Source organism: Sunxiuqinia indica, assembly GCF_009847015.1.
Classification (GTDB): Bacteria; Bacteroidota; Bacteroidia; order Bacteroidales; family Prolixibacteraceae; genus Sunxiuqinia; species Sunxiuqinia indica.
This window is the reverse complement of record NZ_WVEM01000019.1, coordinates 21,330-37,924: the sequence shown is the minus strand read 5'-3', so window position 1 is coordinate 37,924 and position 16,595 is coordinate 21,330. Positions and strand designations below refer to the sequence as shown.

The 16,595-nt window shown below is 42.1% G+C and carries 13 protein-coding genes; all 13 read left to right on the top strand.

Annotated features, from left to right (window positions below; translation table 11 throughout):
• The first annotated feature begins 554 nt into the window (after positions 1–554).
• The 13 genes from GR929_RS20230 to GR929_RS20175 all read left to right on the top strand — a co-directional run bounded on the left by GR929_RS20230 (position 555) and on the right by GR929_RS20175 (position 16,498).
• On the top strand, positions 555–1,121 hold the full coding sequence (locus tag GR929_RS20230; RefSeq protein ID WP_159523341.1) for a DUF4255 domain-containing protein: 567 nt from the start codon (positions 555–557) through the stop codon (positions 1,119–1,121).
• Between the two features lie 3 nt (positions 1,122–1,124).
• On the top strand, positions 1,125–2,174 hold the full coding sequence (locus GR929_RS20225; RefSeq protein WP_159523339.1) for a hypothetical protein: 1,050 nt from the start codon (positions 1,125–1,127) through the stop codon (positions 2,172–2,174).
• Between the two features lie 20 nt (positions 2,175–2,194).
• The gene (locus tag GR929_RS20220; RefSeq protein WP_159523337.1) at positions 2,195–3,604 is read left to right on the top strand and encodes a phage tail sheath family protein; all 1,410 of its coding nucleotides are present in this window, start codon (positions 2,195–2,197) and stop codon (positions 3,602–3,604) included.
• Positions 3,605–3,642: 38 nt separating this feature from the next.
• Positions 3,643–4,074 (top strand): phage tail protein, encoded by a 432-nt coding sequence (locus tag GR929_RS20215; RefSeq protein ID WP_159523335.1) that lies wholly within the window; start codon positions 3,643–3,645, stop codon positions 4,072–4,074.
• A 12-nt stretch (positions 4,075–4,086) separates the two neighbouring features.
• On the top strand, positions 4,087–4,533 hold the full coding sequence (locus GR929_RS20210) for a phage tail protein (protein WP_159523333.1): 447 nt from the start codon (positions 4,087–4,089) through the stop codon (positions 4,531–4,533).
• A gap of 3 nt (positions 4,534–4,536) precedes the next feature.
• Positions 4,537–4,701, top strand: a complete 165-nt coding sequence (locus tag GR929_RS21810; protein WP_201301073.1) for a DUF5908 family protein — start codon at positions 4,537–4,539, stop codon at positions 4,699–4,701.
• Position 4,702: 1 nt separating this feature from the next.
• A complete protein-coding gene (locus GR929_RS20205; RefSeq protein ID WP_159523331.1) occupies positions 4,703–5,440 on the top strand; it encodes a CIS tube protein in 738 nt (245 codons plus the stop codon).
• A complete protein-coding gene (gene vgrG / locus GR929_RS20200) occupies positions 5,437–7,191 on the top strand; it encodes a type VI secretion system tip protein VgrG (RefSeq protein WP_159523329.1) in 1,755 nt (584 codons plus the stop codon). The genes GR929_RS20205 and vgrG overlap by 4 nt, the downstream gene beginning before the upstream one ends.
• Positions 7,192–7,201: 10 nt before the next feature.
• Entirely contained in the window at positions 7,202–7,489 is a 288-nt protein-coding gene (locus GR929_RS20195; protein ID WP_159523327.1) for a PAAR domain-containing protein, read from the top strand.
• 17 nt (positions 7,490–7,506) lie between these two features.
• Positions 7,507–7,932: a GPW/gp25 family protein gene (locus GR929_RS20190; protein WP_159523325.1), complete on the top strand. Its 426-nt coding sequence runs from the start codon at positions 7,507–7,509 to the stop codon at positions 7,930–7,932.
• Positions 7,933–7,938: 6 nt separating this feature from the next.
• The gene (locus tag GR929_RS20185; RefSeq protein ID WP_159523323.1) at positions 7,939–11,022 is read left to right on the top strand and encodes a baseplate J/gp47 family protein; all 3,084 of its coding nucleotides are present in this window, start codon (positions 7,939–7,941) and stop codon (positions 11,020–11,022) included.
• Positions 11,023–11,122: 100 nt separating this feature from the next.
• Positions 11,123–13,732: a diguanylate cyclase gene (locus GR929_RS20180; protein ID WP_159523321.1), complete on the top strand. Its 2,610-nt coding sequence runs from the start codon at positions 11,123–11,125 to the stop codon at positions 13,730–13,732.
• 57 nt (positions 13,733–13,789) lie between these two features.
• Entirely contained in the window at positions 13,790–16,498 is a 2,709-nt protein-coding gene (locus GR929_RS20175; RefSeq protein ID WP_159523319.1) for a hypothetical protein, read from the top strand.
• Positions 16,499–16,595: the final 97 nt, after the last annotated feature.

Sequence of the window (16,595 nt, the reverse complement as noted above, 5' to 3'; positions counted from 1 at the left end):
AAAGTAATATTCAAATCCTTAAAAGTTCAAAAAGACACTCTGCTTTATGAGGTTAATTTGCAGTTATTAATATGTTAGCAAGTACAGACTTTTCTTTGTCGATTTTCATGATCAGAAAACCCTATAGGTGAAAAATACTCTTATTAAATTATGCATCATTGTGAGTGCGACTTTCCCGATATTTTCAGAAATATGATAACTGAACTTATTTTCAGAATAATAAACTTTTGTCCCTTTTTTGCGATTTATTCTGTTTTGATAAATAGATAAATTAAAATTGAAAAAGATCAAAATACTTGGTTACCTTTTAGTTGTAAACTGTATTAACAATTAGAGGATATAATAAGAAAAAGATCGGAATGTATGAATAAGTGGGGTGGATCATGCTTTTTCTTGTTATCGTATATTATCCTGAAAGAATTAACTCGCTGAAGGATTCTACATGTTTTCTGGAAGCGAACTCTGAAAAAATACATGGTTTAAAAACCTGTACGTTCCGACTGTATTTAGTTAATCACGGTTCAGCGAATTAGCCGAATAAATAGAAAGCCCCCATGATTGAACAATCGCTTTTCTTCTTGAAAAACCAATTGAATAATTACCTCAGATTACGTACTAATTCTGATGATGATAAGGTTGAGCTAATTCCACTTTTCGATAAAAATGGAAAACAACAGGTTTCCAGCTTGGCAATGACTCTGGTGAGTATTGAAGAGGAACGGGTTTTAAAAAATCAGAATCTATACCGAGAAACACCACAGGGAACAATCGCCAAAACCGATCCCAAAATCATGGTCAATTTGTATGTGCTTTTTGCGGCCAACTTTGGTGACGATGAGTTTGGTTATCGCGAATCGCTTAAGTTTATTTCATATGTCATTGGCTTTTTTCAATCACACAGCCTTTTCACACCTATCAACTATCCCGATCTTAACGAGCAGGTTGCCAAGTTGACAACAGAGCTTCACACTCTCTCTTTTGAGCAGCAAAATAACTTATGGGGATCACTCGGAGCTAAACTGATGAGCTCGGTGATGTATAAAGTTAAAATGCTGGCTATCTATGACGATAACATTAAAATGGATGCTCCACCAATTACAGAAGCAAATCTTAACTCTTAAATAATGCAGTTGTTTAGCTATCAGTCAATCATGCAAATCGAGATTTTAAACGACTACTATAAATCTTTAATATCTCCTGATTTTTCTTTTGTGCCAGAACGAAATACCGCTCGTTCAATGAACGGTTTGGGGATTCGGTCGATGGAGAAAAATGGAATGTTGAATTTTTTTGCTGAAGTTGATGAAACCGGAAAGCTAAAAAATGATCAGGTTTCAGGATCATTTAAACTTGTCTTTTTTCTGAAGTTGAATAACCCGTCTTATTTTAATTTTACAAATCTTCCCTTTGATTCGGGCAATTCGAAAATTTATTACTTCTCCAATAAAGCCAGTAACGAGCAAGAGGTTTTTGACACTGGTGCCGATTCGCTGCTTTTAAACCAGAATACCCATACCGGTGATGTAGATCAGATTGTTGCTTCCGGAATGGTTTATTCATACATCCATGATGGAAATGACGGAGCGAAAAAGGCTGAGCTGGTTTCGGTTGATAACGATGGAACTGTCGATTCGCAAGAATTGGATCCGGTCGATGAGCATTACAATTTTCAATTTAAACTGAATGACCTTCCTGCCGGAATGTATAAGCTAATGATTGATGGAGGGGAGGTAGACCGATTTTATTTTACTGGCGAGCAATTTTCAAACAGGCATTTTGGAGTGCTTGAACTCTTTAGTCAGGCTCCTTCAAATTATAGATGGTTTACTAATGCGAACGAAGTTGCGCCCAAAAAATACCGAATAGCATTTGAACACCGCAAAACCACTTGGCGGTATCAGGTTTTTAACCGTAGCGAAGTCGATTTTTCAAATCCGGGAGTGCGGGAAGCCGATACACCCTGGGAATTTACCGATATCGGGAACAATGTTTTTGTTTCCGACAATCCAATGCCCTTAAAAGAAGCCTCTATAAAAGGAATTGCCCTGCTCGGCAAAAAAAATAATATGGCTTCAGTTCTTATCGATAATCTACCGAATCCCGATCCTTCGCTGATAAAGCCTGATCCGGGAGATCCAACAACAATCTACTCTGATATGTACATCTATCTCTGACACTTAAATTTTAATAAATTATGGCTAAAACGTACAAAACACCGGGAGTTTACATCGAAGAAATTTCGTTGTTGCCTCCATCCATAGCAGAGGTTGAAACTGCTATTCCGGCTTTTATCGGGTATACTGAAAAAGCCAAAAAAAATAATCAGTCGCTAACTAACGTTCCCACCCGGATTACCTCGCTTTTAGAATACAAAGCCTATTTCGGTGGACCTGATTTGGAAACAGGAATTCTGGTAAACATTACTGACACCTATGATACTGCTGGTAATTTGAGCCGGGTTCTTGAAGTGCCTGAACCTGCTACAAAATCAAAATTCTTGATGTATTATTCTCTACAAATGTACTTCGCCAATGGTGGAGGGCCATGCTACATTATTTCGGTGGGAGACTATACTGCTACTGTCAGTAAAAGCGATTTGGGAGCCAATGGCGGGTTAGCCGAACTGGCCAAGGAAGATGAGCCAACCTTGATTGTTTTCCCTGATGCAACAGGTGTCTCCACCGTAGCCAATTTCTATGGATTGTATGAAGATGCGCTGAAGCAGTGTCAATCATTGCAGGACAGGTTTACGATTTTAGATACTTACAATGAGGCGAGTGGGTTTGCTGATACCCTGCGTACAAATATCAGTTTGGGAACTGACTATCTGAAATACGGAGCTGTTTATTATCCCTGGCTGAAAACGACATTGCCCTATGCGTGCCAGGAAAGCGATGTGAGTATTGCGCATACCGAAGTTGATGCGCCCGGAGGAACGACCAGTTACGATGGGGACAAACTCAGTGACCTGACGGCTAACACCGAACTTTACAATCAAATTAAAATTGAACTTAATAAACTCACATTAACCTTGCCTCCTTCAGCAGCGGTAGCCGGAATTTATGCCCGCGTTGATAGCAATCGTGGTGTCTGGAAAGCTCCTGCTAATGTTGGCGTGATGGAAGTAATCGGGCCAAATAAAAAGGTGACGAACCAAGAGCAAGATGGATTGAATGTGCATCCAACCGGAAAATCGATCAATGTTATTCGTTCGTTTGCCGGAAAAGGAACATTGGTGTGGGGTGCCCGCACATTGGCCGGTAATGATAATGAGTGGCGCTATGTGCCGGTTCGCCGGTTTTACAACTTTGCCGAAGAGTCCATTAAAAAAGGTTCGCAGTGGGTGGTGTTCGAACCCAACGATGCCAATACTTGGGTGCGGGTAAAAGCGATGATTGAAAACTTCCTGACCAAACAATGGCGTGCTGGTGCTTTGGCTGGTGCTAAAGCAGAGGATGCTTACTTCGTAAAAGTTGGACTTGGCGAGACGATGACTTCTCTCGATATTCTTGAAGGACGCATGAATATTGAAATCGGAATGGCTGTGGTTCGCCCGGCTGAATTTATTATCCTGAAGTTTTCTCACAAGCTCCAGGAGTCCTAAAACAAAACCGTTAATTAATTTGATTAAAACGAAATATTATGGCTGAATATCCAATTCCAAAATTTCATTTTCAGGTTGAGTGGGGCGGAACCAAACTGGGGTTTTCCGAAGTTTCAGGCCTCGACGTTGAAACCGAAGTAATTGAATACCGCGACGGTAACATGCCCGAATACAACAAACTGAAGATGCCGGGCATGCAAAAGTTTTCCAATATAACCTTGAAGCGTGGCGTGTTCCAAAAGGACAACGAATTTTACGATTGGTGGAATACTGTGAAGCTAAATACCATTGAGCGACGCGACATTATCATCAGCTTGCTGAATGAAGAGCATGCTCCGGTATTGTCATGGAAAATTAAGAATGCCTGGCCGGTAAAAGTTCAAAGCACCGATCTGAAATCCGATGGAAACGAGGTGGCCATCGAAACTCTGGAACTGGCCCATGAAGGTTTGTCAATGGAAATGAGTTAAACGAAAGAAAATATGGACTTTACTTATCCACCGGTAGGATTTCACTTTTCTGTTGTATTTGAATTGTTGCCTCAGCTGCCTAATGATTTCCGTTTTCAGGAGGTCACCGGTTTAACAGTTGATGTGGAAACAGAAGAATATAAAGAGGGAGGTGAAAACCGGTTTGTTCATCAGCTGCCAACCCGCACCAAGTATCACAATATTGAGTTGAAGCGGGGAATGTTTATGGGCTCCGGAATATTGATGTGGTGCCGTAATGCCATCGAAAGCTTCAATTTTCAACCGACAAACCTCACGATCGCTCTTTTAAACGAAGATCACATTCCGGTTGCTGCTTGGTATGTGGTGAATGCTTATCCTGTTTCCTGGTCCGTTTCAGACTTTAACGCCATGGAAAGTAAAGTGGTCATCGAATCAATTAAACTTCAGTACAACTATTTTAAAATTTTAGCAATATAGCTCATGCCAGTAGTAATTCGAGAACTTGTTATACGAGCCAATGTGACTGAAAATCCTCAAGGCGAATCAGCCTTTTCTTCTGCTGAGAGTCAATCTTCAAAAGAAGAGATTATCAAAGAATGTGTTGAGCAGGTAATGGAAATATTGAAACAAAAAACAGAACGGTAGCATGGATATCTTCACAGGACTGGAAGGTCAGTTGACCAAAATGAAAATAAGCGTTTGTGAAAATACCGAGCCATTTAATCCGCGCTCCGGCGAAGACTATGAGTTCGTGGTTTTGGTGAATCCCGAGCAAATTAAACAGAAGTACGCGACCCAGTTTGATGAATCGCAAGCCGATGGTACAACGGGTGCAAATGTTCGTTTTCGTGTGCAAAAGCCACAGCGATTTGAAACCGATTTACTGTTTGACAGCACTGGAGTAATTGCCAATGACCAGATGCCTTTGTCTAACATTTTGGGTACAAAACAAGCTGAGGGGGTTGATTCGCAGTTGGATCGTTTCAAGAATATTGTTTTTAAGTACGATGGCGAAAATCATGCGCCCAACTTATTGCAAATTCAGTGGGGGAGTTTTTTGTTTCGTGGTAAATTGAAAGACCTGATTATTACTTACTCGCTTTTTAAGCCGGATGGTACACCGATTCGGGCAAAAGCAAAATGCACATTTGTTGAGTCGATGGCCGATGCCTTGAGAGCCGCTCGTGAGCGGGCTGAATCACCGGATTTGACCCATGTTCGAACGTTGAAGAACGATGAGAATCTGCCTCTGATGGCTCACCGGATTTACAAAGAGCCGGGCTATTACCGAGAGGTTGCCGAGGTAAACAAACTGCGCAGTTTGCGCCAAATTGCAACAGGAACGCAAATTCATTTTCCACCCATAAATAAAACAAGCAAATGACAAACGAGCGAAACATTCCAATCCCTTCACCGGGCGATGTTGTGACCTTCACCATTTTAATCAATGGTGAAGCAATTCCGGGTACTATTGGCATAAAGTCTATTGCGGTAGCTAAAGAGGTGAACCGGATTTCATATGCACAGCTATCAATTTTGGATGGCTCGGCCGCTCAGGAAAATTTTGAGGTTAGCAGTGGGACATCTTTTTTACCGGGCAATGAAATTGAAATCCAGCTTGGGTACAGTTCAGACGAACAGACATTGTTTAAGGGAATCATCACGAAGCATGGCTTGAAAACACGGAGGAATAATTCATCAGAATTGAGAATTGAATGCCGCGACAAAGCCTACAAAATGACCTTAAACCGACACAGTAAATACTTTTATGAACTGACTGACGGAGAGCTTTGTGAACAAATGGCGTCAGACAATGGTGTGGAAACCGACACGATTGAAACGGACTCTTTTACCAACTCCAGCATTGTGCAGATGAATGTTTCAGACTGGGATTTTTTATTGAGCCGCTCCGAAGCTTGCAACAAGTTGCTTTTTACCGATGATGGTAAGTTGAGTTTTAGAAAGCCTGATTTAAGTGGTGAACCCACGCTTAGTCTGACCTACGGTGCTAATATTATGGAGTTTGAGGCAGAGATCGACGCCCGGGACCAATATGCCGCTGTAAGCGGCGAGTCGTGGGATTATACTAATCTCGAGGTTTTAACGTTGGAATCGGCTAATGCGAATTTTGAAGAAGCTGGCAATCTGTCGACAGTTAAATTGTCGGAGACGGTGGGACTCGAAAGCTTGAATGCTAGGCATTCCGGGCAGTTAAAAACGGAAGAGTTGCAGTCTTGGATTGACGCAAGGATGCTGAAAAGTAAGCTGTCGAAAATAAACGGACGGGTGAGCTTTCAGGGATTTGCCGGAGTGAAGCCCGGCGATCTGATTGAACTAGAGGGACTTGGCGACCGGTTTAACGGAAACGTATTTGTTGCTTCTGTCAATCATGAAGTGGCGCAGGGTGGCTGGATCACTCATGTCCAGTTTGGCATGAGTAGAGATTGGTTTTCGGCACATGTTAAAGGATATGAAGACCAGCCTGCATCGGGCGTTATCCCTGCTGTTAACGGGCTGCAAATTGGTATTGTCACAGCTCTGGAAGGCGATCCGGAAGGCGAATTTCGTATCCAGGTGAAACTGCCGCTTATTTCGGATCAGGACGAAGGGATTTGGGCAAGGGTTGCCACCTTGGATGCAGGAGGTAATCGTGGAACATTTTTTTTACCCGAGATTGAAGATGAAGTGGTGGTGGGCTTTTTGAATGATGACCCACGGGATGCCATCATTCTTGGCATGCTGAATAGTAGCTCTAAGCCGGCAGCGTTTGAAGCCAGCGATGATAATCATGTAAAAGGCTATTCAAGCCGCGATGAGCTTAAACTTGTATTTAACGACGATGAAAAAAGCATCACTATTAGCACTCCAAGTGGAAATAAATTACAACTCAGCGAAGATTCCGGCCACCTGTTATTGGAAGATGAAAATGGTAACAGCATCATCATGGACAGTTCTGGCATTACGCTGGAGTCAGCTGCCGATTTGATTTTGAAAGCCAGTGGCGATCTCAAATTTGAGGGAACTAACATCGAACTGGGAGCCAATGCGCAAATGAAAGTGAGTGGATCGGCATCGACTGATATTACTTCATCCGGATCGTTGAAAATTGAAGGTTCAATTGTACAAATCAACTAAAAAAATACACATGCCTTTAGCAGCACGAATAGGAGATATGCATACTTGCCCGATGGTGACTGGAACTGTACCACATGTTGGCGGTCCGGTTGCGGTTGGATGTCCAACAGTTTTAATTGAAGGAATGCCAGCGGCAAGAGTTGGAGACATGGCTGTTTGCACCGGACCGCCGGATACCATTGCAGCCGGCTCGGGCACGGTAATGATTGGTGGAATGCCCGCGGCACGAATGGGTGATTCAACGGCTCACGGTGGAATGATTGTAGTGGGAGCAGCTACTGTAATGATTGGCGGATAGATAAACGATTGAAGATTATGGCAAAAAACGAATTCAATACATCATTTTTAGGAACAGGCTGGAGCTTTCCTCCTGAATTTGCAAAAAAAGCACAACAAGTTCGTATGTCGGCCGACGAAAGAGATATTGAAGAAAGTCTGCAAATCTTGTTATCAACTCGACTTGGAGAGCGAATCATGCATCCTGATTATGGGTGTGACTTAACCGATTTGATTTTTGAACCGCTCAGTGTAACGGTGAAGACCTATATTTCCAATTTGGTTGAAACAGCCATCTTGTATCACGAACCACGTATTCTGCTGCATAAAATTGATTTGTTGGCTGATAGTGAAAATGAAGGGTTGGTGAAAATTAAAGTTGAGTATACAGTCAGTTCAACCAATTCGAGAAAGAATTACGTCTATCCATTTTACATCAACGAAGGAACAAACCTCAATAAGTAAAAACAAATGAAGGACTGCAAGGATAAAATACCGGTTTTAGTTCGCGACGGCACCAGTCAGTCAGATCGATTTCCAAAGAGCTTAGATCCTTCTTCTGTGAAAATTGACGGTCGGTCGGAGAGTGATTTGATTGATTATGCACTTCAGTTTGCTGAAATGCTCAACTACTACGATTTGGAAAATCAGGTGGATGGAAATTGGACGCCTTTCCTCAGCCAACTCAAAACCGATGCGAAAGCTGCCCTAAGCGGGACAATGACACCACAAGCAGGCTTGTTTTTAACATTCTTACGCTTGTTCCAAAAACAGCAGGATCAGCTAAATGGCTTGACAAAAAAACATTTAGATACTTTTTTTCGTGATGTGCTTCACATTCAACCCAAATCGGCTAAAGCTGATCAGGTGCATGTTTTATTTGAACTGGCTAAAAAAGTTGATCCAACTCTCGTGAAAGCTAAGACTTTGCTGAAGGCCGGAAAAGATTCGGAAGGTAATGAATTAGCCTATCAATTGTTGGAAGATGTTGTCGTTAATCACACCAAAGTTAATGCGATAAAAAGCATTTTGGTTGATCCAGTCAGCAATAATGCCGTGCATTACGGAGAAATGGTAAACAGTGCTGACGGCCTGGAGGAAGAGCTTCCGGAAGATGATCCTAAATGGTCAGCTTTTGGGCGAACAAGCTTTCCAAAAGCCGATGTCGGATTTGCTCTGGCTAGTCCGGTTTTATGGCTGCAGGAAGGAGATCGGACAATTCAGGTGACCTTAATACTCGAAACAGATGAACTGGACATACCGACCCAGGCGCTTCAAAATGCCTTTAAAATATATTTGAGTGGTGAAGAAGAATGGTTGGGACCCTATTATTCGACTCCTTCCCTAAAGAAGGTATCCGGACAATTTGAGCTTGTTTTTAGCATCAATTTGCCAGCAACAGAAAAACCGGTGGACTATTTCGACAGCCAGGTTTTAAACGGCAATTTCCAAACTATATTCCCTATGATGAAGGTTGTTCCGGATGCTTCTTCTTCAAACTACCTTAATGCCTATTTGCAAGGGGTAACCTTGAAAAGTGCCCGGATTCATGTCGATGTGAAAGGAATCAAATCGCTGAAGGTTCGCAACGATCAGGGAGCTCTGGATGCTTCCAAGGCATTTCTGCCGTTTGGCGCCAATCCTGTTCAGGGATCCTCGTTTGATGTGGGTTATCCTGAAGCTTTTACAAAAAGGTTGAACGAGTTTAAGATCGTGGTGGATTGGATGGATGTACCCTCGGCCAACCTGAATAGTTACTATGGCTCCTCGTATGGAGGGGATTACTCGTGGTTGAATTATAATTTGACTTCAAACCAGTTTAAAGCAAACTTGAGTTATCGGAATAAGACGGGGCAGACCAGCACGAAAACGGTCGGTCTGTTCAATTCCACGAACAATCAAAACCGGGCAATTTATACCGTTTCAGAAAGTCCGTTGTTGATTGCGCTAGTGCCACAACTCATGTTGAGCAAACAATTAGCGGTGTCGTCGAGTCGTAAAATTTCATCTCTTTTCCAGCGTAAATACCGTTTGTTGCAAGGAAATAAATTACTTCGGAAGCCATTTCCAAAGGTACAGTTGCAAACAGAATCACCAGATGAAGGCTTTGTAACCTTCGAACTACTGGACGATTTTTTGCATCGCGAGTATCGTCAAAAGTATGTGAAGGCCACCGTTCAGTTTGCACAAGGCAACACATTGTACCTGCCCAAAGAACCTTATCAGCCCAAAATTAAAAACATATCGCTCAATTATAAAGCTTCATCTACAACGGTGGATTTTTCACTGACTGATGAAGATTCCTTTGCGGATAAAGACGTTGAATTTTTTCAGATTGGAGCTTTCGGACAGCGCGAACGACATGGTTATTTATCAACTCAGACGAAGGTGCAAATAGGAAGGAATACCTTGTTGGCGGACTATTCGCAGCAGGGACAACTGCTGGTTGGCATGAAGGACTGGAGCAAAGGGCAAATTGTAAACTTATTGATTCAAGTCGCTGATGGCAGCGCCAATCCACAAAAAGATAAAGAACAGGTTACCTGGTCAGTCTTGGTTGAAGATGATTGGCAGGTGCTGAATTCAGACTATTTGCTGGCTGATGCGACCAATGGTCTGTTGAGAAGCGGAATTGTAAAACTCAATCTGCCTGATGAAGCTTCAAAGGACCACAATTGGTTGCCCGATGATATGGTGTGGATCAGGGCATCGGTAAAAGCCAACCCTGATGCGGTTTGCCAATTGATCAATATTCATGCGGAAGCGGGTTTGGCAGAGTTAGCAGAGCCGGAAAACCACCCGACTCATTTGCCAGCGCCACTGCAAGCTGAATCAATCAGTAAATTGGTAAAACCCATTGGCACCATCAAGAGGGTTTCTCAGCCCTACGCCAGCTTTGGTGGTCGCTCCGAAGAAAAGAGCGAGGCTTACTACACGAGAGTGAGTGAGCGTTTGCGCCACAAAAACAGGGCCATCACCCTCTGGGATTACGAGCGACTGGTGCTACAGGAATTTCCGGCTATTAGCAAGGTGAAGTGCCTGAACCACACATGCGATACCCTGGAGCGTGCTCCGGGGCACGTGAGTTTGACGGTTGTTCCTGACCTTCAGAATAAAAACGCGGTGAACGTGCTGCAGCCCCGGGTGAGCAAAGCGACTTTGGATGATGTCAAAACTTTTGTGAAACGATTGGCTCCTTCGCTCATCGAAATTCATACCAGTAATCCAGTTTATGAACAGGTTCAATTGGAATTTGAAGTAAGCTTCATAAAGGGTTATGACTATGGCTATTATCGGAAAGAGTTAAATCGTGAGCTAATGGAATTTCTATCGCCATGGTCCACCGGAAAGCAAGCCGAAATTTACTTTGGCGGTCGCATTGAAAAGTCGGTTTTACTCAAATTTGTCGAGACCCGAAGCTATGTTGATTTTGTGTCTCATTTCAAAATGTATCACAATACATCTTCCAAAGATGTGGAGTCAGCCATTGCCACTAATGCGCGGGCCATTTTGGTGTCGCATGCCGAACATCTAATTCACAACTATAACAGCTAGAAATACATGATGAAACGAGCATGTAAAAATATTAACACACAGGAGCATGACTATTTAAAGCGAGTTCCATGTGTTGCAAAAAATAAACAATTATAAACACATGAAAGAAAGTCCGGTCATATCAAAAATAAATAAGCAGGATGAAAATCCCGGGAATTATTATTGGTTGCGAGAGCAAGGGTTGAAATACATTCAGGAGCTTTCCGGACGAATTTGGACGGATTACAATACGCATGACCCGGGTGTAACAATTTTGGAGATACTCTGTTTTGCCTTGACCGATCTGGACTATCGGACTAACTTCCCGATTGAAGATTTGCTTGCCGAGGAAACGGACAACGAACTGGCGATGCATAAGCAGTTTTTATCTGCAATTAAAGCATTGCCCTCGCGCCCTGTGAGTATAGCCGACTATCGTAAGTTGCTGATCGATATATCTGGTGTTAAAAATGCCTGGTTGAAGAAAGGTAACTCCGAAGTACCGATATATTTCAACAAAGAAAAAGAAGAACTAACAACGCTGAAAGCTGGCTTAAAAACCATTGATTCAGTAGAAATAAAGGGGATTTATAAAGTAATTGTTGAATTTGAGGCAGAATTGAAACCCGCTCAACAAAAAGCAGTCTTTACTGAAGTTGAGCGGCGGTTGCATGCCAACCGAAATCTGTGCGAAACTTTTAATTCTGTGGAACCGATAACGACGCAGGATTTCATTTTATGTGGCGAAATTGGGTTGGGGTCAGAGGTAAACGTTGAGGAAGTGGAGGCTAGAATCCTCTTCGAAGTACAGAATTATTTGTCGCCTTCGGTTCATACTTATACGCTGCAACAAATGCTGGACAAAGGCAAAAAGGCTGAAGAGATCTTTGATGGACCACTGTATCAGGATTCGGAACAGCTTTTTTCGGGCGGCTTTATTGACGATGATGAACTGGAAGCCTCTAGTTTAAAGTCCTCGATTTATTTGTCTGATCTGATTCATCTGATCATGGATATTGAAGGCGTTGAGTCGGTGCGTGATTTAATTATTCAGCCCAATGTGGCTAAGCTGCCCCAAAACTGGGATAAGTGGGTGGTGCCAATTGAAGAAAATAAACAAGCACATTTAGATACAGACCAATCGCGGTTGGTTTTTTACAAGGATTTATTGGCTTTTCGATCAAACAAAACTTTGGTTGATGCCGAACTGGCTGAGTTGAATAAAGCTACTCAAACAGCTTTTGAATCAGTGAAAATTAGCGATTTCCCCATGATCAAGGGGGAATATGTTGATCCGGCTTCATTTCTGTCGGTAGCGAAGGAATTTCCGATGAACTATGGCATTGGCGATATCGGCTTACCGGCTCAGGCAACTTTGGAACGAAAAGCCCAAGCTCGGCAACTGAAGGCCTATTTGCTATTTTTTGACCAGCTGATGACAAATTATTTTGCTCAGCTCTCGCAGGTGAAAGAGCTTTTCTCTGCGGATAGTTCAATCAGTCGAACCTACTTCACACAGGTTGTAGAGGGCATGGATGATATTGAAAACTTAATGTCTGATTGGGGAAATGTGAATGCCAATCTGGAGCAAATTATTGAGAACGAAGATCTGTTTTACCAACGTCGGCATCAGTTTCTGGATCATTTGTTGGCACGATTTAACGAGCAGTTTACCGATTATGTGCTGTTGATGTATTCGATGTCCGGAGAGCTTAGCGAGCGTGACGATATGCTTGAAGATAAGTCCAACTTTCTTGAAAATTACGAGTGGATTTCCCGCAACCGATCAGCTGGCTTTAATTTTAGGTTGAAAGATGAATTGTGGAATACCAATAATGTTTCGGGACTTCAGCACCGTGTGGCTCATTTGCTGGGAATCAGAAATTACAAGCGGCGCGATTTGGCTCGTATTCAGTATGATATTTACGACGAAAAAGATGACGATGATATTACCGAATATCGCTTTCGGGTAATTGATAGCGAAACCGACAAAATACTGATTAGCAGCAGTACGCACTACCTGGATGAAGATGATGCCATTGCGGAAATGAAAACCTGCGTGGCCATGGGTGTTGATCTGGAGAATTATGAGCTGAAAGAAACTATTGACGGGCGTTTCTATTTCAATTTGGTGAACGAGCAACAGGAAGTGATTGGCCGCCGGATAGAATACTTTGAAACGGTGGAGGAACGCACGGAAGCTATCAAATACCTCAGACGCTTTTTACAGGCAAATTACAGTAGCGAAGGGCTCTTCGTAGTAGAACATGTGTTATTGAGACCTTTGGTGAAAGGGCATCCGGTATTTGAAATTTGTGAAGGAAAAGATTCTGATTGCTTGGTCAAAGATCCATATTCATATCAAATTTCGGTGATTTTACCTGCCTGGGAAAAGCGTTTTCAGAACATGAATTTCCGACGGTTTGTGGAGAAAACCATTCGCCAGGAGACTCCTGCTCATATCTTTCCAAAGGTCTGTTGGATTGATGAAATTCAAATGTCGGAGTTTGAAGATTGTTACCTGGAATGGCTGGAAGCCTACGCTATATATCCGAAATATGCCACAAAATATAAAGAGACACTTCAGTGCCTGTTGGATATTCTGGTTCGATTAAAGAATGTTTACCCGCAGGGTACATTGCATGACTGCATTGACGGGGGCGATGAGAACCCCATGATTTTGAACCTGACGAGCCTCGGCTCAATGAAGAATAAAAATAGTGAGCAGTAATTCTTTTTACGATTGATAATGAAATACAACTAGCAGCAACTTTTAAGATACAGCATCATGGAAAGCAACTTATTAAAATTGAAAAACAGACTGGATCAGTTTCCGGTCTTCGAAGAAAACCAGGTGTTAACAGAAGATCATCTCAACCAGGTTGTGAATTATCTTGATCAGCAAGCGCGGTTGAGCCGACGAAATCTACACGGTTATGGAATCGTTTGCGGTTTAAAGCTGAGTGTGGTTAATCGTCAGTTGTTCCTTTCAAAAGGTTGTGGTCTCACTACCGATGGCGATTTGCTGGAATGGCCTGCTGATACCGGCTTTCCAAATTTCAGATTGTTTAAAGATGATCAGGCGAAATATCCTTTATTTCAGGATGCCGTTGTTTATGAGTTGCTACCAGACGGTGTGAAGGAAGAGGACATGCTGAATTTTAGTCAGTTTAGCCAGCAAACAGAGCGGAAGCTGAACGATTTTGCAGCACTGCTATATCTGGAAAGTTTTTTATTTGATCCTGATTTATGTACTGGGGGCGACTGCGACAATAAAGGACAAAAGCAGGTTAATCGGTTGCGTGTACTTTTGGTTTCCAAGTCTGTTGCTGCTCAACAGCCCAGTTTGCAGTCTGCCGGAAAATCCTTTTTTAAACTGAACAAGCTTTCCGTTCAGCGTTTGGTGATGACTCCCGGATCGTACGACAATTACACCAAGTTGGCAAATGCTTATCAATCAATTATTAAAACAACAAGCCAATCGTTACAGGAAGCCTTAAAAAACTGTTATGCCCAGTTGAGTTTCTTGTTGGCCGAATCATTCAACAATGTTAACCCGACGGTGGCATGGAATCAGAAGTTAGCGCAGATCTCCGCTTTAACATCAACCGTTGGGAAACAATACAAATACGCCTTTATTAAAGATGTGGTACAGGCTTACAATGAATTTGTTGATTCTTGTTATCAGCTGGATGTGGCATGTTTGGCTGAAATCGGGTTATCACCCAAGCATTTGTTTATTGGTGATGCCGCGGCTCAAATTGAAGATAAAAAAGATCCGTATCTCCAGCAATTTATTGAAATACCCTATCAGGGAAAAGGTCGGGAGCAATTCCAAAAATGCTTGTTCCTGTTCAAACGAATTGGCGCATTGATTCAGTCGGTTGATTTTTCATCAGATACAACGATTAAAATTACTCCATCAACGTTGAATGATTGTTTGGGAAATAAGGCGATTCCGGCTTATTATCAGCCAGCCGGAAGTACGCGACTCTTTGAAAAGTGGAGCTTTGATTTAACGCAAAAAGATCGTGAGATTAGCATTCGCGGCTATCATGCATCACAATATTCGCAACTACCGGAGGTCGTTAATCCGCTGAGTTATGATTTGACAACCTTCGATCATTTTCGCATTGAAGGGCATTTGGGAAAACCGTTTAAAACGGCATTCGAAACGCTGAAAAGCATGATCAGTAGTAATAACCTGCCCATCAAAGTGCTTCCCATAATGATTGAAACTGACTTTGAACGCGCATGGGTGTGGCCGGGCTTGAAATACTACGGAATGGAGATTTTGCACAAGCTTTATCGTGACGAACTGGTCAATAACCTGAATGAGTTGAAGCGCTTTAATGTAGAACTAAACAGTAAAGTGCAGGCGGCTGATGATGAGGAATTACCACCGCTGAATATTGAATCTAACTCACTTTCGTTAAAAGCTTTTACGGCCCAGCAAACCAATTTGGTCAACCAAAAAATTACAACGACTAAGCAATTTCTGGCCAAATCTATTGTTGATTTTGATCATGATTCCTTCGAGAATAATTACAAAGAAGTGATATCGCATGGTGCAGCATTAAATAAAGGGATAAAGGGAGTTACGTTTGCTTCGGCCTACACTCCCCTTGAAAAAACAGTCAATAATATCAACTTCAGTAAACTGAAAGGGTTGGCCGATTTGATCAAGAAGCGCGGAGAAAAAGACAAGGAAAAATCGATGTTGCAAACTTTCCTGGAAGAACATCCCGGATTGGAACATACTGGAGGAGTACCCCGTGGTGGTACGTTTGTACTGCTGTACAGTTCTTCAACGAAAAAGGTGGTGGCCGATATGAGTCTGCCATATTGGTATGTTGATATTCCGGTTCAGGAAGTACCTGAAGAATCGGATGTTTCAGACGACAACTTAGTACTCGACTGGAAGTTTAATAATGACATTTTCGTTTACACCAACCAAAACAATAAGCTGAAGGAAAGTTTGTCAAATCTCAACCTTCAATTTGATCAGTTGAAGTTTGATGTTGAAACACAGAAAACAAATCTGAATTCATATCAGGGAAGTATTAATACGCTAATTCAAACTATTCCTGCTTATCAATTGGATTATGGAAGCATAGGTGGCATTACAGCAGGCGTTCAAGATCCGGATCTGGCGAAAAATGTTGGTTTACTTACTGAGATGAATAATTATAAGATGAATTTGGAAAACCAGATCAATGCCGGAAATGCAACAGATGCTGAAAAAGCGGTTTACAATGACATGGAAATGGTGATGGCCGGAATTGTGGAAGACACCATTGTAAAAACTTCAAAAACAAGCTCTGATATTGTGAAAGGAAGTGATGAAGCTAAATCGCTTGAAATGATGGTTAATTTAACGAAGAACTTACAAAGCGATGGCGCTAAGTCTAAAGTTCGCAATGTGATAGAAACTATAAAAACCGAGTCGTCAGCAAAAACAAACTATGTGGAAACACTTGGAATGTTTCGATTATAAGTAGTGCGAATAATTTAGTGTTATGTTTCGAGTCTTTAACAATTTGCGACAGAAGCGAAACCGAAGATATCAAATAGGTCCGTGACCTTAATTTAAA